This window comes from Pantoea phytostimulans, from assembly GCF_046118715.1.
GTDB lineage: Bacteria > Pseudomonadota > Gammaproteobacteria > Enterobacterales > Enterobacteriaceae > Pantoea > Pantoea phytostimulans.
In genome coordinates this window covers 1-24,469 of record NZ_CP173698.1, presented here as the reverse complement: position 1 = coordinate 24,469, position 24,469 = coordinate 1, and the positions used below count along the sequence as shown (strand labels likewise).

Here is a 24,469-nt window from a genome sequence, read left to right as displayed (position 1 = left end):
AAAAAATTGCGTCCAGCGAAAACTGGAAAATGGCAGGAGCCGGGTGTTCAAAGGATGAGATTTTTACTGCTCAGCGTACGGCGTAGAGATGAACGTGCGGCAGGCAGCAATTATCAAAAGAAGGTGTTTCTTGGTTTTGCGAACGCGGCGCAGTGATTGCGCGGTCCACGCGAGGTGTAACCTGACGCTGACATATCTGTTCTGCGCGTCGAAGGGAAAGGGTTTCAGGTTCGTAATTCAGCGCCTGGTCGATACTCTGCTTCAGACGGCTGAGAGGTTGGCGTCGCCGATGGCGACGAGTGCGTGCATTGCCCGTAAAAACGCTTTTGCCATAGTGGATAATCGCCATAACTCCTCCTGTGAATGAGTCTTTGGCGATGGGGTGGCAGGCGCGAGCTTTCGGCGTACCGAACGGGCCCGAATACCGCTGTTAACGCTCACACGCTTACCACCTGACTGAATAAACAGTCAGGTGGAAGGCAAGATAAGGGAAACAGACGGCATCTGACGACGCTGCATTTTGCGCATCCACCCCATCCCAAAGTTCACTGACTTTTGGGTGGTATGATTCGCGCTTGTGCAGCGCCTCAATTGTTTAAGAGCGGCTCATCCCTGAGAAAACAACTTCGTTCGTCCATGCTCAAATTATTAACAGGTTCTTATGCTTTATCAAACACTGACAGTTAATTTTTTATTTACTATTGGTTAAATTTTTGAATTTATGTCGATTATTTTTTTCGACGTCTTATTGAAAAAGCGGGTTTGAGAGTCTGGCTAACCCAAAATTTGATATTGTCTTGCCTGACTCATGATGACTTTTGCCAACACTTTTAAGCTCTCGACTTCGTCACGGTTGAGATACCAAGTCTCGTAGCGCTTATTGTCTGAAATAACAGCAATTTTGCGATGCTGTAGCTGAAGCCTTTTCAGGTACAGCTGGTCATCCAACGTAAAAATGTAGATACCATCACCGTCGAACCTGCGCACGCTGATATCAACAAACAGCTGATCGCGCGGGGCAAATGTATCCGCCATTGAGTCGTTATTAACAGCGATCAGCCGAATATTCTCAGCTGGGCGCCCATTGAATAACACCCGCGCCTCATCCTGACCGTATTCGATCGCGTGAATTGTCTCGACAAATTCATCCCGGGCCTGAATACCTGCCGCCGTTTTTTGACCAATATCGAGGCTGTCTACTCGGAAAACATTTTTATGGCTAGCCCACGCGCTTAACGACGGCGGTTCAGGCGCCTGTTCCATGCCAAACTGTAACCACTCAACCCTGACCCCAAGCAGACGGCTGAGTGCCAGCAAATTGCCGTTATCCGGTACTGACTGCGCGTTAAACCACTTCCACACCCCCGGCGTTGATATTTGACAGCCCTGCTCTTTTAACGCCTTAGCAACCTGTTTGTTTCGTCCGTGTCCGACAATGCCAGCGCTTTCGCAAGCGGCGATGAGCCTGGCGGTGAAAGCTTGTCTCGTACTTTCTTTTTTAACCATCAGTTAATAATCAGCCATTGAAGAGGTACTGGATGTTATTTTCATTATTGCTACCAGTTCATTTTATATTACCGTCCGTTTACTACCTAACCGGTTTCTCAAGCATTTCTAATTATCATTATCTCCTTCACCTTTGAGCGCGCCAAAAAATATCACTTAACAGCCGCTACCACCGGGGCTTTCAAGAATGTTCCGTAAGGAATTGCGTAAAATTCATCCGCTGTTCATCCCTCACTGGACGCACTTAATCGATAAAATAATTTTTAGTCACTAAAGCTCTACAAATAGCTGGATCGAAAATGAAGGCATAAAAAAAACGGGAGCCTGAAAAGACTCCCGTTTTGTTAAGAAAAATGGATGTTAGGCACGCAGCGTGTCGTCGCCCCAGGCAATCCATTTATAGGTGGTTAATGCTTCTAAACCCATCGGTCCGCGAGCGTGCAGTTTCTGTGTGCTAACCGCAACTTCTGCGCCAAGTCCAAACTGTCCGCCATCGGTGAATCGGGTACTGGCGTTAACGTACACCGCTGAGGAATCCACCTGCTTCACAAAGCGTGTCGCGTTTTTAGTACTGCGCGTCAGAATAGCGTCGGAGTGCTGTGTGCCGTGAGTGCGGATGTGATCAATCGCTTCATCCATATCAGCCACCAGCTTAACGTTCAAATCCAGTGACAACCATTCATCATCATAATTGCCTGGCTGAATCGTTGTGACGCGCGCGGGACCTTGCTGTAATTGCGCAAATACGTTTTCATCAGCGTGCAGTGGGATATCTTCTTGCGCCATGCGGGCAGTGAATGCAGGCAAGAAGCGATCGGCAATCGCGCAATCCACCAACAGCGTTTCCAGTGAATTACAGGCGCTTGGCCGCTGCTTTTTGGCATTAACAATCACGTCAAGCGCTGGCTCAATCTCCATGGTTTCATCAATATAAATATGACAAACGCCAATGCCGCCCGTAATCACCGGGATAGTGGAGTTTTCACGACACAGTTTATGCAAGCCCGCTCCGCCGCGTGGAATCAGCATGTCTACATAGCGATCCAGCTTCAGCAGCTGATTAACCAACTCACGATCAGAATTTTCGATCGCCTGGACTGCAGCAGCCGGTAAACCGTGCTGCTGCAACGCGTTTTGGATTACGCGAACCGTGGCAGCATTAGTACGCCAGGTTTCTTTCCCGCCGCGCAGAATCGCTGCATTGCCGGTTTTTAAACAGAGGCTGGCCACATCTACCGTCACGTTCGGACGCGCTTCATATATCACGCCCACCACGCCTAACGGCACGCGGCGACGTTCAATGCGCAAGCCGCTGTCAAGTTGACCGCCATCCATCAGCTGCCCTACCGGATCGGCTAGCTGGCACACCTGGCGTACATCATTTGCAATGCTGTTCAGACGCTGAGGATTAAGCGTCAGGCGATCAAGCAGCGCGGCGCTCATGCCATTCTGGCGAGCATCGGCCAGATCAGATTCATTGGCTGCCAGAATGTCAGCGCTTTCCGCTTCCAGACGATCCGCGATGGTCATCAGCACCTGATTTTTTTCAGCGGTCGACAGATCGGCCAGCTTATATGCTGCGGCACGCGCCGCTTTTCCCATTTCTTCTAGCATTGTCCGCTCCTTAACTGACAATCATATCGTCGCGGTGAACCGCCACCGGGCCATATTCATAACCCAGAATTTCACTGATCTGCTGGCTGTGATGTCCGGCAATCATACGTATCGCATCGCTGTTGTAGCGCGAAACGCCATGTGCGATATCCCGCCCCTGCAGGCTGCGAATGCGGATCACTTCGCCACGTGAAAAGTTACCCTGAATGTCACGAATGCCCTTAGGCAATAGCGAACTGCCGCGCTCAAGAATAGCGGAGAGTGCGCCATCATCCACGGTGATTTCACCAGCAGGCGGCGCACCAAAGATCCAGCGCTTACGGTTTTCCAACGGAGATTGTTGGGCATGGAACAGAGTACCAACCGGCTTGCCATCTATCACGTCAGCGATGACACCGCTGCGGCTGCCAGCGGCGATGATCACATCAATCCCCGCGCGACAGGCAACGTCAGCAGCTTGAAGCTTGGTCGACATTCCGCCCGTTCCTAACCCCGACACGCTGCCACCGGCCAGCGAACGCAGCGCATCATCAATAACATGCACATCGCTGATCAATTCAGCCTGCGGATTATTGCGCGGATCGGCCGTGAACAAACCTTCTTGATCGGTCAACAGCAGCAGTTTATCTGCGCCGCCCAGCATCGCCGCCAGCGCAGACAAATTATCGTTATCGCCCACTTTGATTTCTGTGGTGGCGACCGCGTCGTTTTCATTGATGACCGGCACGATATGGTTATCCAGCAGTGCGCGCAACATATCGCGAGCATTAAGAAAACGCTCACGATCTTCCATGTCCGCGCGAGTCAGCAACATCTGACCAATATGGATGCCATAAATAGAGAACAGCTGTTCCCATAGTTGAATCAGACGGCTCTGCCCCACCGCAGCCAGCAGCTGCTTTGAGGCGATGGTAGGCGGCAGGTCGGGATAACCAAGATGTTCACGTCCGGCAGCCATCGCGCCAGAAGTGACAATCACAATGCGGTGGCCCGCTGCGTGCTGCTGCGCACACTGACGAACCAATTCCACCATGTGCGCTCGATTCAACCGGCGCGATCCGCCGGTAAGAACGCTGGTTCCCAATTTGACCACGAGGGTCTGACTACCACTCATATTTCCTGCCGTAGTGAAAAATTTATGCGAAAGGACGTTTTAACAGGAGTCGTTGAGGAAGCCAACAGCCAGTGGGGGAAAAGCACAAATATCCCCGGGCAATGGCGTAGACCACTTGTTCGTGATTAACAAGAAAACCGGAAAAGTGTCATAAAACTTTCATCACTTATCGGTAAAAAGTCCCTGTTTTACAAAACCTTTCACAGCAAGAAAATTTTAATAACCGGGATTGATAGCAAAATGAAGAAAAGTACACTGGCACTGATCGTCTCTGCTCTGGCTCTCTCTTTTACCGCACAGGGCGCTGAGGTTTTTAATAAGTCAGGTAACAAACTGGATTTCTACGGCAAGGTTAAAGCCGAACACTATATGAGCGATAACGACAGCTCAAACGGCGATAAGTCCTATGTGCGTATTGGTTTTAAAGGACAAACGCAGATCAACGATCTGATGACCGGTTATGGCCAGTGGGAATACCAATACAACGTTAATAACTCAGAAGGCAGCGATGCCAACAGCGGCAACAAAACACGACTGGGTTTTGCTGGTCTGAAATTCGCTGATTATGGCTCGGTTGATTATGGTCGCAACTATGGCGTGCTCTATGACGTTGAAGCCTGGACCGATGTGTTCCCCGAATTTGGGGGTGACGGAACCGCGCGTTCCGATAACTTCCTGACTCAACGCGCCACTGGCGTAGCGACTTACCGTAACAACAACTTTTTTGGTCTGGTTGATGGTCTGCGCTTCGCCCTGCAATATCAGGGTAAAAATGATGCTGGCAGCGCGAACGCGCGCGGTAGTGCAACAGATACGGCTCGCCAGAATGGCGACGGCTATGGGGCTTCGTTGGGTTATTCGCTGGGCGACAGTGGCGTGAGCTTAATGAGTGCCATCACCTCATCCGACCGCACTAACCAACAGCAAGCCCGCGCTTACGGCAGTGGTGATAAAGCAGATTCATGGGGCGCTGGCGTTAAATATGATGCCAACAGCGTTTACCTCGCCGCTATTTACACCGAAACCCGTAACATGACGCCCATTAGCGGAACGAACCGTGATACCGGTTTATCGGTTGCGGGTGCCGCAAACAAAGCGCAAAACATTGAATTGGTGGCGCAGTATCAGTTTGATTTCGGCCTGCGTCCTTCCATTGGTTACGTGCAAACCAAAGGCAAAGAGATTGAAAACGGCATCGGTGATGTCGATTTAGTGAAATATATCGATGTGGGCGCAACCTACTATTTCAATAAAAACATGTCAGCTTTTGTTGATTATAAAATCAACCAACTGGATGACGACAACGCGCTCTCCATCAACAATGACGACATCGTTGCCGTGGGGGTGACTTACCAATTCTAAGCTTTTGTCGAAGCCGATGCCTTGGGCTGTTATGCACCCCGCGTAGTGTGAAAATGGCATAAAAAAGGGCGAGCTATTCAGCTCGCCCTTCTCTCATTCATCCCGCATCAGGCACTTAATTTCACGGGTTTCTCATCAAAACCGCTGGCCGGTTCCAGACCCAACTCGTGGTCTTTCAACATCGCTTTCAGGCGAGTGTGGAAATTACGCAAGGTTTCTTCCACTCGTTGTGTGTTTTCTTTGCCTTTAATCGTCGTCACAGACCAGTCACCTTCTTTATCGAACAGGCCGATATGATAGACATAGGTAAAGTGATCGGCGTGGGCTTCTAATTCCATCCACCAGCCCCAAAATTCACGCAGTTCCGGTGCCGGTTTCACATTGACGCAGGCAGCCAGGCAGTCGAAAAAGAAACGCGTTTCTTCGCATTTTCCTTCGCGGATGTACGGTCCCAGCTCGGTAAAACGCTTAAGCAGGCGACTGCGGGGATGACCACTCGGTAACGTCATGCTAAATCTCCATTAGTTTTGACCGCTAGTAGTTGTAGCAAATACTGTAAATTTTGCCAGTTACCTTTTTAACCGCTTCTCCAGCCAGTCGCAAATTTCATTAAGCGCGCGATCAAAGCTGGCCATCATCGGCGTGACGGGAATCAACATCGCTTTTCCATCAGAAGATGAATTCGCGATCAATTTTGCCTCTTCTTCTGGGCTGAAGAGATCTTTTGACCAGTAACCTGCCAGCATTGGCGTAGGTGTGCGTCGGCCCAGTAAGCCTTGGGTTTTCAGCGAATAGCGGTTCAATTCAGTGCGCAGCGCGCTATCAGATGTGGATGACATCCCCAGGCGACTGGCGAGCATATCCATGTACATGTCTGGTACTTCATTTTGCAGCGCCGGCTGCGTAAATAAACTGTGCACTATGGGCCCAAGACACGCTACCGCACGCAACCGCGATGCTTCGAGATACGCCAGCCGCACCGCCACATTGGCACCAAAGCGATATCCAAAAGCCGCTACGCGGGTATGATCAACCCAAGGCACGTTTTGCAGCTCGCGCAGCACTTGCTGGTGCAAAAAGCTGGTGTCCTGATTCAGCGTCCATTTCACCGAATACCCCACCGATGGCACATCAATGGTCAACATCGCAATGCCACGTGGGGCGAGATAATCATGAAACAGGCGGTAGTGATCGCTTTGCAGTGAATCCAGCGCGCCACAAAACAGCACAGTCGGATACGGTGCCTGAACACCAGGCGGCATGTGCAGAAAGCCGTTCACCGGGCTGCCACCACTTATTGGAAATGTCAGCGCCTTCAGTTCACCGGGAAGCCGTTGCGTCGCTTCTTCGTAAGCGCGATTGGCCAGAACTTGGGCCTGATCGGCTAATTCATCACCCTTAATATAAGGATAGGCAGCAAGGCTATAGAGATGTGCAGCGTGCAGCCAGTATTTACCCGCCAGCTGATCGTCATCTTCAGTTTCCTGCGCTTTTTGCTGCCACTGTGCAGCCTGTTTACACCACTCGTAATTCCAGTTGCCGCTGCGATAGCCAATCACCGTATCCAGCAAACTCTCATTCGTGTGCTCGACGTTGCTGATGGCGATACGCGCCAGCACTTCGCTGATCTCTTGCGGTGTCAGGCCGCGCCATGTCCACATCAGTTTATTGAGCATGCGATACCAGCCGCGCTGACTGTTACCATCAAGGGTGGAATGCACAGCGCGCGTGGCGTGATGTTGACGGCGAACCAGTGAAGAGGTTTCGGGGTGTTTGAAGCGTGGCTTGAACAGCTCTTCGCTTAGATTTTTGCTCGGCATACAACTTTCTCCTGCGGTAAACGCGGCGATGGCTAAGTGTACTGCACGGCATAACAAGGTGCGAGGCGCAGAAAGCACAACGCCCGGAAAACCGGGCGTTGTTTGTGGTAAATCAATCAGCCTTTGACAATCGGCGGCACATAAACCACGCCCATGTCCCACGGCTGCTCAATCCAGGTATTTTGTGGGATGTCGACAATATAGTCGTCCACCAGTTCACGGCCGGCAGGTTTAGCAAAGATGGTGCAGAAACGCGCTTTAGGATACATGTCGCGAATCGCCTGAGCGGTGCCGCCGGTATCAACCAAATCGTCAATGATGATAAAGCCTTCACCATCACCTTCAGCACGCTTCAGAACTTTCATTTCGCGCTGATGATCGTGGTCGTAGCTTGAGATACAGACGGTATCGACATAGCGAATACCCAATTCACGCGCCAGCAGCGAAGCCGGTACCAGACCACCACGGCTGACCGCGATAATGCCTGTCCACTGTTCAACAGGAAGCAGGCGCTGAGCCAGTTTACGGGCATGAATCTGCAGCATGTCCCAGGTAACGACGTATTTTTCGCTCATAATAAATAGGTTCCCAGCCAACAGGATTGGCTTAAAAAATATGCAACGGGGAAAAGGTTGCGCGAGATTATAAGGATATGACGCGCTAAAAACCAGCACCCGCGCACTGGTTGCCGGTTTTTAGTGCGTCTGATTGCACACCCAACTATAAACAGTGATATTCTCGGGTCCATCTCGTCAGATTCTCTGACGGCGATCTTTCACTGGAAACTCGCGCCCTCTGGTACATCCGGCGCACTGACACAGGAGACTTGTCGTGTCTGAATTGTCTCAACTTTCGCCACAGCCGCTGTGGGATATTTTCGCTAAGATCTGCTCGATTCCGCACCCTTCTTTCCATGAGGAAGCACTCGCCTCCTACATCGTTGGCTGGGCTAAAGAACAAGGTTTCTGGTGTGAACGCGACGCAGTCGGCAACATCCTGATTCGCAAACCCGCCACCGCTGGGCTGGAAAATCGCAAGCCGGTCGCGCTGCAGGCGCATCTTGATATGGTGCCGCAGAAAAACAACGACACCGTTCACGACTTCACCAAAGATCCGATTCAACCCTATGTTGATGGCGAATGGGTGAAAGCGCGCGGTACCACGCTGGGTGCGGATAATGGCATTGGTATGGCATCAGCGCTGGCGGTATTGGCAGATAACACGTTGACTCACGGCCCGCTGGAAGTGCTACTGACCATGACCGAAGAAACCGGCATGGATGGCGCATTTGGCCTGCAACCGAACTGGTTGCAAGCGGACATCCTGATCAACACCGACTCTGAAGAAGAGGGTGAGATCTACATGGGCTGCGCGGGGGGTATTGATTTCATTACTACGCTGCCGCTGACGCGTGAAGCAGTTCCCGCAGATTTCGAAACCCTGAAAATGACGCTTAAGGGCCTGAAAGGCGGTCACTCCGGTGCCGACATTCACTTAGGTCTGGGCAATGCCAACAAACTGCTGGCGCGTTTTCTGGCTTCGCATGCGTCAGAGCTGGATGTGCGTCTGGTGGAATTCACCGGCGGCACCTTGCGTAACGCCATCCCACGTGAAGCTTTCGCCACGCTGGCCATTGAAAGCCACAAGGTTGATGCCTTGAAAGCGGCCGCTGCGCATTTTCTTTCTGCACTGCAGAACGAACATGGCGTAAAAGAGAAGAACATTGCATTGGTTACCGAGCCGCTGGCGCATCAAGGACAGGCGCTGACCGCTGACAGCCGTGATCGCTTCCTGAACTTGTTGAACAGCACACCAAACGGTGTGATTCGCAACTCTGACGTGGCCATTGGCGTGGTTGAAACCTCACTGAACATTGGTGTAGTGACGATGGACGCTGATAAAGCTGAAATCAACTGCCTGATCCGTTCATTGATCGATACCGGTCGCGATTACGTGGTGCAGATGCTGACCTCGCTTGGCAAATTGGCTGGAGCGCAGACGATGCCAAAAGGCGGCTATCCGGGCTGGCAGCCAGACGCAGATTCGCCGATCATGGCGCTGACCCGTCAAACCTACATTGCGCTGTTCGACAAGACGCCAAATATTCAGGTGATTCATGCAGGTCTGGAATGTGGTTTGTTCAAGAAACCCTATCCAAACATGGATATGGTTTCTATTGGGCCAACCATCACCGGGCCGCACTCGCCAGACGAACAAGTTCATATCGAAAGCGTGGGCCTGTACTGGAAATTGCTGACAACCTTGTTGAATGTGATTCCAGAAAAGTAATTTCGTTACAAAATAATCAACCAGGCTACGGCCTGGTTTTTTTATGCCTGCGCGTCAGAAGCAGCATAAAACGCTGCGTTAATGCGTCTCCCCACCTTAAATCACCAGCTTACAACGCCCAACCAGTTATAGCCGCCATTATGTCCAGATGTCTGGATGGCTAATAAGATTTTGTGCTAGCTTATGCGCTTTCGACTGTTGCTGCGCCTGATACTTCAGGAAAAAATGCGGCCAGTTATTTCTTATGGAGACTTCCTTCAATGCGCGCGTTAAACCGCCTTGAGATGCGTAACATCTCCATCGCCTTCGGCGGATTCGCCGCGTTGACGCAGGTGGATTTTGTCAGTGAAGGTCATTCCGTTCATGCGCTGACGGGTGCCAACGGCGCAGGAAAATCAACGTTAATGGCGGTGTTGTCTGGCGCACATAGCCATTACAGCGGTGAAATTTTGCTGGATGGTCAGCCGGTGTCGATTCGCAGCCCGCGTGATGCCAAACAGCTCGGTATTCACCTGGTGCAGCAGGAAGTTGATGTCGCGCTAGTGCCGCAGTTAAGCGTGGCGGAGAACATTCTGTTAGATCAGCTGGCGGAGTCGGGACACGCTTATCACTGGGGTGAGATTCGTCGACGGGCTCGCGCCCTGCTCGCTCAGCTCGATGTGGCGATTGACGTCAATCGTCTGGTTGAGCGCTGTTCGCTTGCTGAAAAGCAGCAGATTTTGCTGGCGCGCGCGCTGTCGCATCATTGCCGTTTCCTGATTCTGGACGAACCTACCGCGCCATTGGATCAACACGAAAGCGAGCGTCTGTTCAACGTTGTGCGCCGCTTGCAGAGCAGTGGAATGGGTGTGGTGTTTATTTCCCACCGTATTCACGAATTGAAAGCGATTTGCGATCGCCTGACGGTGCTGCGCGATGGCTGCCTGATCGAAAGCGCTCCAATGGCAACGCTGAGCGGTGAGCAAATCGTCGAAAAAATGTTGGGTCATCAACTCACCGATATATATCCAGCCCGGCGTGAACGCCAGCACCAGCCCGTGTTGCTGGCAATTGAAGGTCTGCATGATGAGCAGTTGCTGCAAGACATTTCGCTACGCTTGCATAAAGGCGAGATTCTTGGCATTGCAGGCCTGGCGGGCGCGGGCAAAACCGAACTGTGCAAAGCGCTGTTTGGTGCCAGTAAAAGCCGCATCACGCGTGGTGAACTGCACGGCAAAGCCTGGAAACCCACATCGCCCTATGATTCCGTGTCGCAGCGCATGGCGCTGGTGCCGGAAGAGCGACGTAAAGAAGGGATTTTTATTGATGAATCCGTCGCGATGAATCTGAGCGTAAGCGCTGACAGTAGCTTTTCCCGTTGGAGCCTGTTTGGTCATCGTCAGGCGTGGCGTTGGGCAGAAGAGATTATTCGCCGCCTCAACGTGCGCACCACCGGCCCGGCGCAAACGCTGCGTCGCCTTTCAGGCGGCAACCAGCAAAAAGTGGCTATCGGTAAATGGCTGCGTAACAACGCAGACGTACTGATTTTTGATGAGCCGACCAAAGGTGTCGACATCAAAGCCAAAACCGAACTCTTTACCCTGATTGATGGCCTGGCGCGTGAAGGCAAAGGTGTTATCTACGCGTCGGGTGAATTTTCTGAACTGGTCGGCTTATGCGACCGAATTTGTGTACTTTGGGACGGACGCATCGTGGCAGAACTGGACGCGTGTGAGGTCACAGAAGAGACGCTTTTGCTTTATTCCACCGGAGGAACCCCAGCGTGAGCAGTAAAGAACTATCCCTGAATCCCGCGTCGCCTTCGCTGCGCCATCGCCTGTTCGATTTCCTCTATAAGTGGGGCATGTTACTGACGGTAGTGATCCTGATCGCCGCCTTTGGTCTGGCATCTGACAGCTTCCTCGATCCTAATAACATCATCAATATTTTGCGATCCATTGCGATCGTGACGGTGATTGCTGTTGGCGTATCGATCTCGCTGACCATTGGCGGCTTTGATCTTTCTGTTGGCGCAACCGCCTCACTGGCCAATGCGCTGGTCATCTCGCTGTTCGTTTGGTACGGCTTCAACACCACCGAAGCGATCGTCATCACCCTGGCGCTTTGTACGCTGGTGGGTCTGTTTAACGCTTTTCTGATCGTTATTCTGCGCATTCCAGACATGCTCGCCACACTGGCAACGCTGTTTGTGATTCAGGGCGTGGCGATGACTTACAGCTTTGGCGGCTCGATCACCGAGAACATGGTGTTGCCCAGCGGCGATATGGCGGAAGGCACCATTCCCGCGGCGTTTGGCCTGCTCGGTCAGGTTCCGACCATTGTGATCATCATGTTAGTGGTGACGGTCGTGGCACAGTTGGCGATGTCACTGACTAAGCATGGGCGACGCATGTACGCATTGGGCGGCAATCCTGAAGCGGCGCGCCTTTCCGGTATTCGCACCACACGCTATCGCGTGCTGGCTTACGTTATTGCCTCGCTGCTGGCAGGACTGGGTGGCATTTTGCTGGCCTCACGTATCGGCTCATCCCAAGTCAATGCGGGTAGCGGCTATCTGATGGATGCCGTTGCGGCAGCATGGATTGGCCTTTCGCTGGCCGGTTCGGGTAAACCCAACGCCTTGGGCACGCTGGTGGGTGCGGTCATTCTGGGCGTATTGCAAAACGGTTTAGTGATGCTGTCGGTGCCCTATTACGCCATGGATATCATTAAAGGCTTAGTGCTGGCGTTAGCCTTGGCGATGACTTACATGCAGCGCCGCTGAGGCGCGCATTCTTACTGAATTAACGGGCCTAAATTTATCCTTTTGGAGTTAACAATAATGAAAAAAATCACGCTCTCGCTGCTGGCTGTAAGCCTGCTGAATACCAGCGCTGTATTTGCCGCCACCGTGACGCCGGTTCCTGCTGTTATCGCTAATCACGACGGTCCGATCCGCATCGCAGTAATCCGTAACCTGGGTTCCGATGACAACACCACGCAGTTTGTGGCTGGTGCAATTCAGGAAGGTCGCAAGCTGGGCTTTAAGGTCAGTACCTTTCTGAGCAATGGCGATGATGCGCGTTTTCAGGATTTCGTTAATCAGGCGATCAGCCAAAAATATGACGGCATTATCCTATCGCACGGTAAAGCGCCCTATGCCAACGGTTTGGTGAAGCGCATCGCTGATTCCGGCATCAAGCTTTCCGTCTTCGATACGCCGGTTGATTCGCCGATTAACGGCGTTACCGTGACAGCGCAGGATGATGCTTCTCTGGCACAGTTGTCGCTGGAGCAGGTAATCAAAGATTTCAACGGTAAAGCGAATATCGTTAAGCTTTGGGTGGCCGGATTCCCCGCAATGGAACGTCGTCAGGTGGTGTATGAAAAATTACTGAAAGCCAACCCGGGCATTCATCAATTGGAATCGATTGGTGCGGTTTCTACGGACGTACAGGGCGATACCGCCAATAAAATCGGCGCTATTCTGGCGAAGTATCCAAAAGGTCAGATCGATGCTATTTGGGGCGCATGGGATGCCTTTAGTCAGGGCGCATACAAAGCGCTGCAGGAAAATGGTCGTACCGAGATCAAGCTGTACAGCATTGACGTCTCAAACCAGGATTTGCAGTTGATGCGTGAGAAAGGTAGCCCGTGGGTGCAAACGTTCGCGGTGGATCCAAAAACCATTGGCGCCGTGAATATGCGTCTGGTGGCGAAAAAGATTGCCGGTGAAGAAACGCCCGCGACTTACGAATTTAAAGCCGCTTCGATTTCTCAGCAGCAGCTCAACAGTCAGCAAGGTGCGGTTAACGTGGCTTCGCTGAACAAAATCATTCCGGGCTGGGGCAGCAACGACGATTTCGTTGCACCGTGGTTTGCCACGCTGGAAGCGAAATATAAGAAGTAAGAAGTCGTTTGTCCCTCCCTGGTCTTATTGAGTCTGGGGTCGTTTGTCCCCCATCCCGGCCTTCCCCCGTTTTGACAGGGGAAGGAGACGCTGCCACATACAGCTTCAATACTCACATAAAGCAGCATCTTCCTCCCCCATTTATGGGGGAGGATTGAGGTGGGGGACAAACGACCTCGCACTTATGGGGACCTAGGTGAGGGATAAACGACGCCTAACCTAAAGAGATTAGGATGAGGGACAGCGCGCGCATTCCCCTAAACTACAAACCCAACAGCAACTGCCGTTCAAGCTGCGGATCCACCAGCGTGACGTGCAATCCCACCAGCCGAACGCCTCTTCCCGCCCGCCGCTCGTCCCAGGTTTTACGCGCCACCGCAATCATATCTTCCTTGTTCAGCACCGGCCAAATGTGTTCCTGCGTCGTCTGCTGGAAATCGTTAAATTTTAATTTAACGCCCTGACGAGCGATTAATTTATCGGGTCGGATCTGCGTCAAACGGCGATCCAGTTCCTCATAGAGATAATCGATGATGGTCAGGCAGGCTTCCCAACTCTCAATATCCTCCGCCAGCGTTCTTTCTACGCCCAGCGACTTGCGTTCACGCTCCACCACCACGCCACGCTCATCAATGCCGTTGCTGCGCTCCCAAAGAATGCGACCAAACTTACCGAACCGCTTTAACAGTTGCGCCAAATCTGCTTTCTGCACATCGCCGCAGGTATGCAGGCCCATCTCTTCCAACTTCTTTGCGGACACCTTGCCCACACCGGGAATTTTTGCCAGCGGTAATGTCAATAAAAACCCCGCCATCTCTGGCGGTGTAATCACATATTGCCCGTCTGGCTTATTCAAATCGGAAGCAATCTTGGCGAGAAATTTAATCGGCGCAATGCCCGCAGACGCGGTTAACTGGGTTTCACGATAGATTGTGGCGCGGATATCTTTAGCGATCAGCGTAGCGGAGCCGTGACAGTGCAGGCTGTCGGTGACATCTAAATAGGCTTCATCCAGGGAAAGCGGTTCAATGAGCGGGGTATAACGCAAGAAGATGTCGCGAATTTGCGCTGATGCTTCTTTATAAGCAGCAAAGCGGCCCGGTAACAGGCGTAAATGAGGGCATAATTTCAGCGCCATTCCGGTAGGCATTGCGCTACGCACACCATATTTTCGGGCAGGATAGTTGGCGGTACTGATTACGCCACGGCGTTCACGGCTACCGCCAATAGCGATAGGGATATCGCGTAATGAGGGATCATCACGCATTTCAACCGCGGCATAAAAGCAGTCCATATCAACATGAATAATCTTGCGCATACCCTCCTCCAATACTGGATAAGTATACAGTCGGCAAAAGTAACTGCAATATTTGTTGAGCGAGGCATTAAAGTTTACAAATTTTTGGCCGTATTCCCTTTAGGAAACTGCCATTTTCCAGGACATAGTCTTGCTAAAAAAACAGACAATGTTAATGTTGCGCAGCGGTAGCGGAGTTTTCCGATAATGCAAGCAGAGACGCTGTTCGGCGTCATTGTTCTTCTTCACGTCAAGGTACACACAGCATGGGCAAAATCGCACTCCTGTTTGCGATGATTTTGATGCCAGCCCTCAGCATGGCAATGACACCTGAACCCGTTCAACAACTGGCGCCGGTGAATAAAGAATTAAAGAAACAGTTACTCGGCACGCCAGTTTATATCCAGATTTTCAAGGAAGAACGTACGTTAGAGTTGTACGGTAAAATCGGTAATGAATACCGTCTACTGGACACCTATCGCATCTGTAATTTTTCTGGCGGCCTCGGCCCGAAACGTCGTCAAGGCGATTTCAAAAGCCCGGAAGGATTTTATAACGTTAAGCTGAATCAGCTGAAGCCCGATAGCCGCTTCTATCGCGCTATTAACATTGGTTTTCCGAACCAATATGATCGCGATCAGGGCTACAACGGCAACTATTTGATGATCCACGGTGATTGCAAATCGATTGGCTGTTACGCCATGACCAACGCCTACATGGATGAAATTTTTAATTATGTGGATGCGGCGCTGCGCAATGGGCAACCAGAGGTGAGCATTAGCATCTATCCGTTCCGCATGACTGAAAGCAACATGCAGCGTCATCGTTACTCAACCTACGCCAATTTCTGGCGTGAGCTGCAACCGGGCTATGCGTATTTCGACAAATACCACCAGCCACCCACGGTTAACGTGACCAGCGGTAAATATGTCATGAACAACAGCCCGGTGATAACCAATCCCGAAGCTGCGTCCAAATCATTCCTGGCGCTCTCCAAGGCAGAATAATGCCCATTCACCTGGCACTATCCGGTGCCAGGTTTCATTTCCTGTCAACGGCTGCGTCGCTATCACCGTCACGATGTCATTGGCAGTAGTGTGTTCTTGAAAATCAACCTCAACATCCTGATCAAGCAACTGCGCACGGCCAAACGGCGCACGGCGCGTGATCCAAAAGAGATTGGTGGAACAGAACGCCATCAAATAACGTCCGTCTGACAGCAACATATTGAACACGCCTTTCTGCCGCAGCTCGCCGGCTAATTCACCGATATAACGAAATACCGCAGGCCAGTTACCTGGTGTGCGCGGATAACGTGTCGCCAGCTTATGCAGAATCCAGCAAAAAGCCTTTTCGCTGTCAGTTTCACCCACCGGACGGAAAGTGCCGGTTTCCAGCTGACGATAACCTTTGAGTTGGCCGTTGTGAGCGTAGGTCCAGTTGCGTCCCCATAATTCACGTGTAAACGGATGGGTGTTTTCCAGCGATACCTGTCCGCGATTGGCCTGACGAATATGTGCCACCACCGAATGGGATTTGATGGGGTATTCCTGCACTAAGCGCGCAATTGGCGAGTTATAGCTGGGCAGCGGATCTTTAAACGTGCGGCAGCCTTTATCCTCGTAAAACGTAATGCCCCAACCATCTTTGTGTGGCCCGGTTCCACCGCCGCGCTGCACCAGACCGGTGAAGCTGAAACAGATATCCGTTGGTACATTGGCGCTCATCCCGAGCAATTCGCACATAGCAACCGCCTTAGTTAAACGCCTCCCGTCGAGCAGGAGGCAATGCTGTTACTTCACCATCTCTTTTTCAATCAGCAGCATCAGGATATGAATCACTTTTATGTGAATTTCCTGAATACGGTCAGCATAGCCAAAATGCGGCACACGGATTTCGATATCGGCTGTTCCCGCCATTTTTCCGCCATCTTTGCCGGTCAGCGTAATGACTTTCATGCCTTGTGCACGCGCGGCTTCAATCGCTTTAATGATATTGGCAGAGTTACCGGAAGTAGACAGGCCCAGCAGTACATCGCCAGAACGCCCCACGGCTTCAATGTAACGCGAGAACACATAGTCGTAACCAAAATCGTTGCTGACGCAGGAAAGATGGCTGACGTCAGAGATGGCAATCGCCGGATAACCAGGACGATTTTCGCGGTAGCGGCCCGTTAACTCTTCAGCGAAATGCATCGCATCGCAATGCGAGCCACCATTACCGCACGACAACACTTTTCCACCTGCTTTAAAACTGTCGGCCAGCATCACCGCAGCGCGTTGAATCGCATGGATATTGGCTTCATCGCTCAGAAAATTATTTAACGTATCGGCGGCTTCATTAAGTTCTGAACGAATAATGTCCTGGTACATAGGGATGTCCTTTAAAGGGAGGTTTATCGCAGCAAGTTTAACGGAATGGCCGGTCAGCGCAAAGCACCGCACCCTATCCGTCCCCCTTTCCCCGCGAAAATTTGGCGGGACTTCTGCCCAGAAAAAACTGCGCGCAACGATTTTGTGAGGAAGGTCGTAACTGCGATGTAAACGAATTGCTAAATCAAACCAACTGCTCTAAAGATCTACTCACAACAGGTCAGACCTCTTACTACTTTACAGGCGGTTCATTATGATGGTTGTTTCGATACTTGCGACGGTGGTGCTGATTAGCGCCTTGTTTTATCACCGCATTTCGCTGCGGTTGAGTAGCCTGATTCTGCTGCTGTGGACCGGCGCGCTGGCGGCGGCTCAGCTCTGGACACCCTGGTTGCTGCTGCCGTTAGCCATTATCCTGCTGCCTTTCAATTTGCCCGCGTTGCGCCGTGATCTCTTTTCCAAACCGATGCTACAGCGTTTTCAGAAAGTGATGCCACCGATGTCGCGCACCGAGAAAGAGGCGATTGAGGCCGGTACAACCTGGTGGGAAGGCGATCTGTTTCAAGGTAAACCAGACTGGCAGAAGCTGCACAACTATCCGCAGCCGCGTCTGACCGCCGACGAGCAAGCTTTTATCGATGGCCCGGTTGAAGAAGCTTGCCGCCTGGCAAATGATTTTCAGATCACCCATGAAATGGCCGATCTGCCGCCTGAACTCTGGGCGTATTTAAAACAGCATCGCTTCTTCGCCATGATCATTAAAAAAGAGTATGGCGGACTGGAATTCTCAGCGTATGCACAAGCGCGTGTGCTGCAAAAACTGGCTGGCGTGTCGGGCATTTTAGCCATTACCGTCGGCGTTCCGAACTCACTTGGCCCCGGTGAACTGCTGCAACATTACGGCACCGACAAACAGAAAGATCACTATTTACCGCGTCTGGCGCGTGGTGAAGAGATCCCTTGTTTTGCTCTGACCAGCCCGGAAGCGGGTTCGGACGCAGGCGCTATTCCCGATACCGGCGTGGTGTGCATGGGCGACTGGCAAGGCCAGCACGTTCTGGGTATGCGTCTGACCTGGAATAAGCGTTATATCACGCTGGCCCCCATTGCCACCGTGCTGGGGCTGGCATTTAAACTCAGCGATCCTGAAGGATTGCTGGGCGCAACCAAAGAACTCGGTATTACCTGTGCGTTGATCCCCACCCATACGCCAGGCGTTGAAATTGGCAATCGACACTTCCCGTTAAACGTCCCGTTTCAAAATGGTCCAACGCGCGGCAAAGATATCTTCGTACCGATCGATTTTATTATCGGCGGCCCAGAAATGGCCGGACAAGGCTGGCGGATGCTGGTTGAATGCTTGTCGGTTGGGCGCGGTATTACATTGCCATCGAACTCTACCGGCAGCCTGAAAAGCGTGGCGCTGGCAACCGGTGCTTATGCGCATATTCGTCGCCAGTTCAAATTACCAATCGGTAAAATGGAAGGGATTGAAGAGCCGCTAGCGCGGATCGCCGGAAATGCTTATGTGATGGATGCCGCCGCGACGCTGATTACCACCGGTATTATGCAGGGCGAGAAACCGGCGGTGCTCTCTGCAATTGTCAAATATCACTGCACCCATCGCGGTCAGCGCGCCATTATCGACGCCATGGATATTGCAGGCGGCAAAGGCATCATGCTCGGCAACAGCAATTTTCTCGCCCGTGCCTATCAGGGCGCGCCCATCGCGATTACGGTTGAAGGCGCGAATATTCTGACGCGCAGCATGATCATTTTTGGTCAGGGCGCGATTCGTTGCCATCCTTATGTTCTGCAAGAGATGGCAGCAGCAGCCAACAATGATGTCAGTGCTTTTGACAACGCGTTGTTCAGCCACATAGGTCATGTCGGCAGTAATCACGTGCGCAGTTTGTGGTTGGGTTTAACCGGTGGCCGCACCAGCGCCACGCCAACGCGTGATGCAACGCGCCGCTATTATCAGCACCTGAACCGCATCAGCGCTAATCTCGCTTTGCTGTCAGATGTTTCGATGGCAGTGCTGGGCGGTAGCTTGAAACGTCGCGAACGCATTTCAGCCCGTTTAGGTGATGTGCTGAGCCAGCTCTATCTCGCCTCCGCAACGCTGAAACGTTATGACGATGAGGGCCGCAACGAAGCCGATCTACCGCTGGTGCATTGGGGCGTACAGGATGCCTTGCATCAGGCGGAGAATGCCATGGATGATCTGCTGCGTAACTTCCCGAATCGCTTAGTTTCAGGCGTGCTGCGCCTGGTGATTTTTGCTGGCGGCAAACAGTGTCCAGCGCCTTCTGATCGTCTCGATCACCAGCTCGCAAGATTGCTGCAGCTGCCATCAGCGACGCGCACTCGTTTAGGTCGCGGCCAATATCTGACGCCGAGTGAACATAATCCGGCAGGACAGCTGGAGCAAGCCTTGCAGGATGTGATGGCGGCGGAAGTGATTCACGATCGGCTATGCAAACAGACTAAAAAGCATCTCTCTTTTACCCGGCTTGATGCGCTGGCAACGCAGGCGCTGGAACAGGGCTTAATTGATGTGCAAGAAGCTGAGGTGCTGAAACGCGCCGAAGCGAGTCGATTGCGCTCCATTAACGTTGATGAGTTTGCTGCAGATGCGTTGGCGGTGCCTGCTAAAGCGGCGGAGCAGAAACCGGGTCGTGCCAGCGAAGCCGCTTGATGATCCGATGAATCATTCCCTAACAGGCCGACGCAATGTCGGCCTTTTTTATCCGCTTTTTCAGACAGCCTGGCGAATGCGGGCCAGCAGCGCTTCCACATCCTCAATATGATCGGCGGCCAGAATCAGCGTGCGGCCCAGCGTGATGGCGTTACGAATACACTCCGTGCGCATCGCCTCATCTTTAATGAGCTTCATATCCGCAACGTGAGACATGCCCACAGTACGACGAATCAGCTCGGTACCGCAGTAGCCAATCGTATCCGCCCATACTTTACGTAAAAACGCCTGCGCATAGCCTGGATATGCCATGGCAACATCGGTGGTTTTGGCTTCAGCCAGTTCAAGAAAGCGATGGGCGAAGGCAATCCAGACGTCGCGCACATCGCTTAAACGTTGTTCACGACCATCGGCGGCTTCGCGCGGCGCCAGCAGGCCTGGCAGACCACAGTAGTTGATCAGCAAATTACCCAACGCGGTGCCAACATCAAAGCCAATCGGACCGAAATAACCAAACTCAGCATCAATCGCTTTTAGGCTACCGTCAGCGACAAAAATCGATCCGCTGTGGATGTCACCATGCAGCAGCGCTTCAGCATTGGCAAAGAAACGATGCTTAAGGCCCGCCACCGCAATGCGTAACGCATCATCATGACGCAGGCTGGCGACCAGCGGCTCCAACGCCTCCGGGTATTTATTGCGCTCATGATCGGTGTAGGGATCGTTGAAAAACAGATCCTCGGTGATTTCGCACATTTCCGGGTTAATAAAGCGGGCAACCTCCGCTTTTTTCTGGTGAGGATGCAAAATGAAATCAGAGGTGTGAAACAGGGTTTGCGCCAGATATTCACCCAGCTGACGCGATGCTTCCGGGTAATAAACGCCTTGTACCAGCTCGCCGCGCCAGATGCGGTGACTGGAAAGGTCTTCCATCACCATCACGGCCAATTCTGCGTCGTAATGGGTAATCTGAACGGTATGCTGCGGGCAATGTTTATAGTGTTCAACCAGCGTTTGCGCTTCCAGACGGGCACGATCCAGCGTTAACGGCCAGGATTCTCCCACGCAACGTACGTAGGGCAGCGCTTGCTTAACCACCACGCGGCTTTTGCCTTGGTTATCATAAATCTTAAACACCAGATTAAGGTTACCATCACCAATCTCTTCCGCACTGACCAGCGTAGAAGGATCGTCCACTCCGCCAAATTGTTTGGCATATTCCACAGCGTCAGCAGCGGTGAAGGTACGGTATTGCGACATTGCCATTCCTTATAAACAAAAGACTTGAGGATCAAATAGCCATAAGCCGTTCAGACGTCTATACATCCGCCAAGCATGTTGGCACAATATCCGCCATTAACGCAACATGGATTTCACAGACAATGCAGAGACTTCAAACCACCAGCTTACAGGTTCGTGACAATCAGCTTTGGATCCTCGATCAGCAAGCGCTGCCGCAGCAAAAAAACTGGCTACCCGCGCACAGCGTGGCGCAGCTGGTTGAACATATTCATGCTTTGCGCGTGCGCGGTGCGCCGCTGATTGGCCTTTCTGCGTCGCTGCTGCTGGCGCTGCTGGCGGAGCACGGGCAAACGCGCGATCAGCTGGCAGAAGCGCTGGAAATCCTGCGCGCGGCGCGTCCGACCGCTGTGAACCTAATGAATAATCTTGATCGCATGAAGCTCGCGCTAGCGCAGGAGACGTTTGTCGACGCGCTTGTAAAAGAAGCGCTGCGTCTGGTGGAAGAAGATAAACAGCTGTGTGACGATATCGCTGATGCTGGCAGCGCGTTGATCACGCCTGGCAGCCGCTTGCTGACACATTGCAATACTGGCGGATTAGCCACCGCAGGCGTAGGCACCGCGCTGGGCGTGATTGCCCGAGCGCATCAGCAAGGTAAAGTAGCGAATGTTTGGGTCGGTGAAACGCGTCCTTTATTGCAGGGTGGGCGGTTGACTGCATGGGAACTGGGTGAGCTGGCGATACCCTATCAGTTGATCACCGATTCCATGGCCGCCAGCCTGATGGCCAGTAAGCAGGTTGATGCGATTTGGGTCGGTGCCGATCGCATCGCTGCGAACGGTGATGTAGCGAACAAAATTGGCACTTACAGTTTGGCAGTGCTGGCGCATTACCATGGCATTCCATTTTATGTTGCCGCGCCACACACCACGCTGGATCGTTTGTGTCCAAACGGCGCAGCGATTCCGATTGAACAGCGTGCAGCGAGCGAGGTCACCGGCGTAGCGGGCAGTTTTGGCAATGTTCAATGGGCACCCGAAAATGCGGCTGTTTATAATCCGGCATTTGACGTGACGCCTGCTGCATTGATCAGCGGTTGGGTGTTGGATACCGGTGTGGTCACGCCAGAGCAGGTAAAATTGGGTGCGTTTCAGCCACAGTGATTCCTGCGTTGCGAGGTCGTTTGTCCCCTTCCCGGTCTTCCCCGTTTTGATGGGGAGGGACCGAGGTGGGGACAGTGCGCACACGTCAAAACCGCGTGTGTAGAGGCCAGCATCTAACGCGCAGAGGTCAAATCTCTACGCGCAAAGGCAAAAGCTAATCCAGCCGTGGATAAGCATCGGCAATCTTGTCGCCAGTAAAATTAGCCACCCAACCTTCCTGATTATCGAAAATACGGATCGCAGTGAAATTTGGCGACGATCCCATATCAAACCAGTGTGGCGTTCCCGCCGGAACGGAGATCAGATCGTTTTTCTCACACAGGATCTGCAAGATCTGTCCATCCAGATGCAGGCAAAACAATCCTGCGCCCTCAACAAAGAAACGCACTTCGTCTTCGCCATGGGTATGCTCTGAAAGAAACTTCTCGCGCAAGACGCTTTTCTGGGGATTGTCGGCACGCATGCTGATGACATCCCAACTTTGATAACCTTTTTCGGCGACCAGACGATCAATGGCATGCTGATAAGCGTTAATTACCTTTTCGGCGTCAGGATTCTCACCCAGTTCGCGATCCGCTTCCCAGCGCTCAAAGCGTACACCTTTAGCGTTAAGACGTTCACGGATCGCCTCAGCATCGGTGCTGTGCCATACCGGCTGGCTGGCTTCACTCTCAGTAAAAATGGTCAGTGCACTCATCTCAAATCGACTCCGGGTTAATCTGGGAAAAATTATTGACCTGACGATGACGGCTTTGATTATCCGCGTCGCCACGAATCAACTGCAGGGTTTGCCAACCGGCTTCAGCCGCTGCGTCCAGTTCCTGATAAATATCAGAAAGAAACAGCAGCTGGTCAGCCGGCAGGCCGATTTCGGCGGCGATAGTGTGATAAGCGTTAACCTCACGCTTGGCACCAACGTGCGTATCAAAATAACCGCTAAACAGGCCAGTAATATCACCTTCGTCGCTGTAGCCAAATAACAATTTCTGCGCCGCAATCGAGCCGGAAGAATATACGTAGAGTTTTATACCCTGCTGCTGCCATGCCTTTAAAGCAGGCAGAACATCAGGGTAAAGGTGCCCGGTAAAACTGCCGTTAACGTAACCCGCGCGCCAGATCATCCCTTGCAGCGCTTTTAAGCCGGTGGATTTACGATCCTGATCCATAAAGCTGAACAGGATCTCAGTGATCGTGGCGAGATCGGCCTCCGGCAGTTCGGCTTCGATGCGTACCGCATTCAGCGCGGCAGCAACCTCTGCGTTATCCTGATTTTCGCGAATAAAGGCAGCTAAGTGTTGGCGGGCGTAAGGAAACAGTACGTTGTGCACGAAGCGGATGTCGCTGGTGGTGCCTTCGATATCAGTGACAATAGCGCGGATCATTTGCTCTCCAGCAGGCGACGTTGACGTTCGCATTCAAATAAAAACTCCAACCCTTCAAGATGACGTCGTGCTTCATTGACGTTTTCGCCCCAGCAGGTTAAGCCGTGACCGCGTAATAAAAAGCCGTAACGCAGCGGAAAACGGGCGGCATAATCTTCAATTTCTGACGCCAGCGCAGCGATGTCCTGGCTGTTATCAAATACCGGAATCGCCACGGTATCTTCATGCGTGTGCTGACCCGTCAGGGATTTTTGCATTTCGTAGCCATACAGCAGCAGTGCAGCGCCCTCTTCCACTCGAGACAAGACGGTGGCGTTAACGGTGTGCGTATGCAGAACCGCGCCCGCCTCGGGAAATAGTCGATAGATTAAGGTGTGCAACGCGGTTTCGGCAGAAGGTTTGCGTCCAGAAGGCGCAAGATTAGAGGCAATTTCAACCTGGATGAAGTCATCACGCGTCAGGCCACCTTTGTCTTTGCCCGATTCGCTGAGCAAACAGAAATGTTCATCCTGACGAACCGACATATTACCGCCAGTCGCGGGTGCCCAGCCTTTAGCGCCTATCCAGTGACAAGCGGCGACGAGCTGATCGAGCTGTTGAGTGTCAGACATACAATATCCTGTGCGATGGGTTTATGGCCTTGATAATACCTATTTTAATAGGGCGGCAAACGCATGAATTCCCGGGAGCTTACTCAGGTAAGTGACCGGGGTGAAAT

At 52.3% G+C, this 24,469-nt stretch carries 22 protein-coding genes; 8 read left to right on the top strand and 14 right to left on the bottom strand.

The window, feature by feature from the left end:
* Nucleotides 1-70: 70 nt before the first annotated feature.
* The 4 genes from ACF2G4_RS00110 to proB form a co-directional block, all read right to left on the bottom strand.
* Nucleotides 71-349 carry a hypothetical protein gene (locus tag ACF2G4_RS00110; RefSeq protein WP_215847509.1) on the bottom strand — a complete coding sequence of 93 codons (279 nt, stop codon included), beginning with the start codon at nt 347-349 and terminating at the stop codon, nt 71-73.
* Nucleotides 350-774: 425 nt separating this feature from the next.
* Nucleotides 775-1,506 (bottom strand): S24 family peptidase, encoded by a 732-nt coding sequence (locus ACF2G4_RS00105; protein ID WP_215847510.1) that lies wholly within the window; start codon nt 1,504-1,506, stop codon nt 775-777.
* A gap of 360 nt (nt 1,507-1,866) precedes the next feature.
* Nucleotides 1,867-3,120, bottom strand: a complete 1,254-nt coding sequence (proA, locus tag ACF2G4_RS00100; RefSeq protein ID WP_409075282.1) for a glutamate-5-semialdehyde dehydrogenase — start codon at nt 3,118-3,120, stop codon at nt 1,867-1,869.
* 10 nt (nt 3,121-3,130) lie between these two features.
* Complete coding sequence (gene proB / locus ACF2G4_RS00095) at nt 3,131-4,234, bottom strand: glutamate 5-kinase (protein ID WP_215847511.1); 1,104 nt, start codon at nt 4,232-4,234, stop codon at nt 3,131-3,133.
* A 240-nt stretch (nt 4,235-4,474) separates the two neighbouring features.
* Here proB and ompC point away from each other — a divergent pair, with 240 nt between their 5' ends.
* Nucleotides 4,475-5,596: a porin OmpC gene (gene ompC / locus ACF2G4_RS00090; RefSeq protein ID WP_409075281.1), complete on the top strand. Its 1,122-nt coding sequence runs from the start codon at nt 4,475-4,477 to the stop codon at nt 5,594-5,596.
* Nucleotides 5,597-5,703: 107 nt separating this feature from the next.
* Here the strand turns inward: ompC and crl are convergent, their stop codons facing one another.
* From crl to gpt, 3 genes are all read right to left on the bottom strand, one after another.
* The gene (gene crl, locus ACF2G4_RS00085; RefSeq protein ID WP_215847513.1) at nt 5,704-6,105 is read right to left on the bottom strand and encodes a sigma factor-binding protein Crl; all 402 of its coding nucleotides are present in this window, start codon (nt 6,103-6,105) and stop codon (nt 5,704-5,706) included.
* A gap of 60 nt (nt 6,106-6,165) precedes the next feature.
* A complete protein-coding gene (frsA, locus tag ACF2G4_RS00080; RefSeq protein WP_409075280.1) occupies nt 6,166-7,416 on the bottom strand; it encodes an esterase FrsA in 1,251 nt (416 codons plus the stop codon).
* A 116-nt stretch (nt 7,417-7,532) separates the two neighbouring features.
* Nucleotides 7,533-7,991 (bottom strand): xanthine phosphoribosyltransferase, encoded by a 459-nt coding sequence (gene gpt, locus ACF2G4_RS00075; protein WP_215847515.1) that lies wholly within the window; start codon nt 7,989-7,991, stop codon nt 7,533-7,535.
* A gap of 256 nt (nt 7,992-8,247) precedes the next feature.
* Between gpt and pepD the strand changes: the two genes are divergently transcribed.
* The 4 genes from pepD (at nt 8,248) to ACF2G4_RS00055 (ending at nt 13,594) form a co-directional block, all read left to right on the top strand.
* Nucleotides 8,248-9,705, top strand: a complete 1,458-nt coding sequence (gene pepD / locus ACF2G4_RS00070; RefSeq protein ID WP_243078459.1) for a beta-Ala-His dipeptidase — start codon at nt 8,248-8,250, stop codon at nt 9,703-9,705.
* Between the two features lie 260 nt (nt 9,706-9,965).
* A complete protein-coding gene (locus ACF2G4_RS00065) occupies nt 9,966-11,471 on the top strand; it encodes a sugar ABC transporter ATP-binding protein (RefSeq protein ID WP_409075279.1) in 1,506 nt (501 codons plus the stop codon).
* Nucleotides 11,468-12,469, top strand: coding sequence for an ABC transporter permease (locus ACF2G4_RS00060; RefSeq protein WP_215847517.1), 1,002 nt, complete (start codon nt 11,468-11,470; stop codon nt 12,467-12,469). Before ACF2G4_RS00065 ends, ACF2G4_RS00060 begins: the two co-directional genes overlap by 4 nt.
* Nucleotides 12,470-12,526: 57 nt before the next feature.
* Nucleotides 12,527-13,594, top strand: coding sequence for a sugar ABC transporter substrate-binding protein (locus tag ACF2G4_RS00055; protein WP_243078461.1), 1,068 nt, complete (start codon nt 12,527-12,529; stop codon nt 13,592-13,594).
* 262 nt (nt 13,595-13,856) lie between these two features.
* Here the strand turns inward: ACF2G4_RS00055 and dinB are convergent, their stop codons facing one another.
* Entirely contained in the window at nt 13,857-14,912 is a 1,056-nt protein-coding gene (gene dinB, locus ACF2G4_RS00050) for a DNA polymerase IV (RefSeq protein WP_215847518.1), read from the bottom strand.
* A gap of 245 nt (nt 14,913-15,157) precedes the next feature.
* Here dinB and dpaA point away from each other — a divergent pair, with 245 nt between their 5' ends.
* The gene (gene dpaA / locus ACF2G4_RS00045) at nt 15,158-15,898 is read left to right on the top strand and encodes a peptidoglycan meso-diaminopimelic acid protein amidase (protein WP_215847519.1); all 741 of its coding nucleotides are present in this window, start codon (nt 15,158-15,160) and stop codon (nt 15,896-15,898) included.
* On the opposite strand, the gene ACF2G4_RS00040 is transcribed toward dpaA, so the two are convergent.
* Together ACF2G4_RS00040 and lpcA are read right to left on the bottom strand one after the other, a co-directional pair.
* Nucleotides 15,869-16,636 (bottom strand): class II glutamine amidotransferase, encoded by a 768-nt coding sequence (locus ACF2G4_RS00040; RefSeq protein ID WP_243078462.1) that lies wholly within the window; start codon nt 16,634-16,636, stop codon nt 15,869-15,871. The two genes, dpaA and ACF2G4_RS00040, sit on opposite strands and share 30 nt — an antisense overlap.
* Before the next feature lie 48 nt (nt 16,637-16,684).
* On the bottom strand, nt 16,685-17,263 hold the full coding sequence (lpcA, locus tag ACF2G4_RS00035; protein WP_215847521.1) for a D-sedoheptulose 7-phosphate isomerase: 579 nt from the start codon (nt 17,261-17,263) through the stop codon (nt 16,685-16,687).
* 253 nt (nt 17,264-17,516) lie between these two features.
* Between lpcA and fadE the strand changes: the two genes are divergently transcribed.
* Complete coding sequence (gene fadE / locus ACF2G4_RS00030) at nt 17,517-19,964, top strand: acyl-CoA dehydrogenase FadE (RefSeq protein WP_409075278.1); 2,448 nt, start codon at nt 17,517-17,519, stop codon at nt 19,962-19,964.
* A 60-nt stretch (nt 19,965-20,024) separates the two neighbouring features.
* Here fadE and mtnK read toward each other — a convergent pair whose 3' ends face one another.
* Nucleotides 20,025-21,224 (bottom strand): S-methyl-5-thioribose kinase, encoded by a 1,200-nt coding sequence (gene mtnK / locus ACF2G4_RS00025; RefSeq protein ID WP_243078464.1) that lies wholly within the window; start codon nt 21,222-21,224, stop codon nt 20,025-20,027.
* Nucleotides 21,225-21,346: 122 nt separating this feature from the next.
* Between mtnK and mtnA the strand changes: the two genes are divergently transcribed.
* A complete protein-coding gene (mtnA, locus tag ACF2G4_RS00020) occupies nt 21,347-22,369 on the top strand; it encodes an S-methyl-5-thioribose-1-phosphate isomerase (RefSeq protein ID WP_409075277.1) in 1,023 nt (340 codons plus the stop codon).
* A 154-nt stretch (nt 22,370-22,523) separates the two neighbouring features.
* Here mtnA and ACF2G4_RS00015 read toward each other — a convergent pair whose 3' ends face one another.
* Genes ACF2G4_RS00015 through ACF2G4_RS00005 form a run of 3 tightly spaced genes read right to left on the bottom strand, consistent with a single transcriptional unit; the run spans nt 22,524 to nt 24,362 of the window.
* A complete protein-coding gene (locus tag ACF2G4_RS00015) occupies nt 22,524-23,066 on the bottom strand; it encodes an acireductone dioxygenase (RefSeq protein WP_215847525.1) in 543 nt (180 codons plus the stop codon).
* Between the two features lies 1 nt (nt 23,067).
* Nucleotides 23,068-23,751, bottom strand: coding sequence for an acireductone synthase (gene mtnC, locus ACF2G4_RS00010; protein WP_409075276.1), 684 nt, complete (start codon nt 23,749-23,751; stop codon nt 23,068-23,070).
* On the bottom strand, nt 23,748-24,362 hold the full coding sequence (locus ACF2G4_RS00005) for a methylthioribulose 1-phosphate dehydratase (protein ID WP_215847527.1): 615 nt from the start codon (nt 24,360-24,362) through the stop codon (nt 23,748-23,750). The genes mtnC and ACF2G4_RS00005 overlap by 4 nt, the downstream gene beginning before the upstream one ends.
* Nucleotides 24,363-24,469 lie beyond the last annotated feature (107 nt).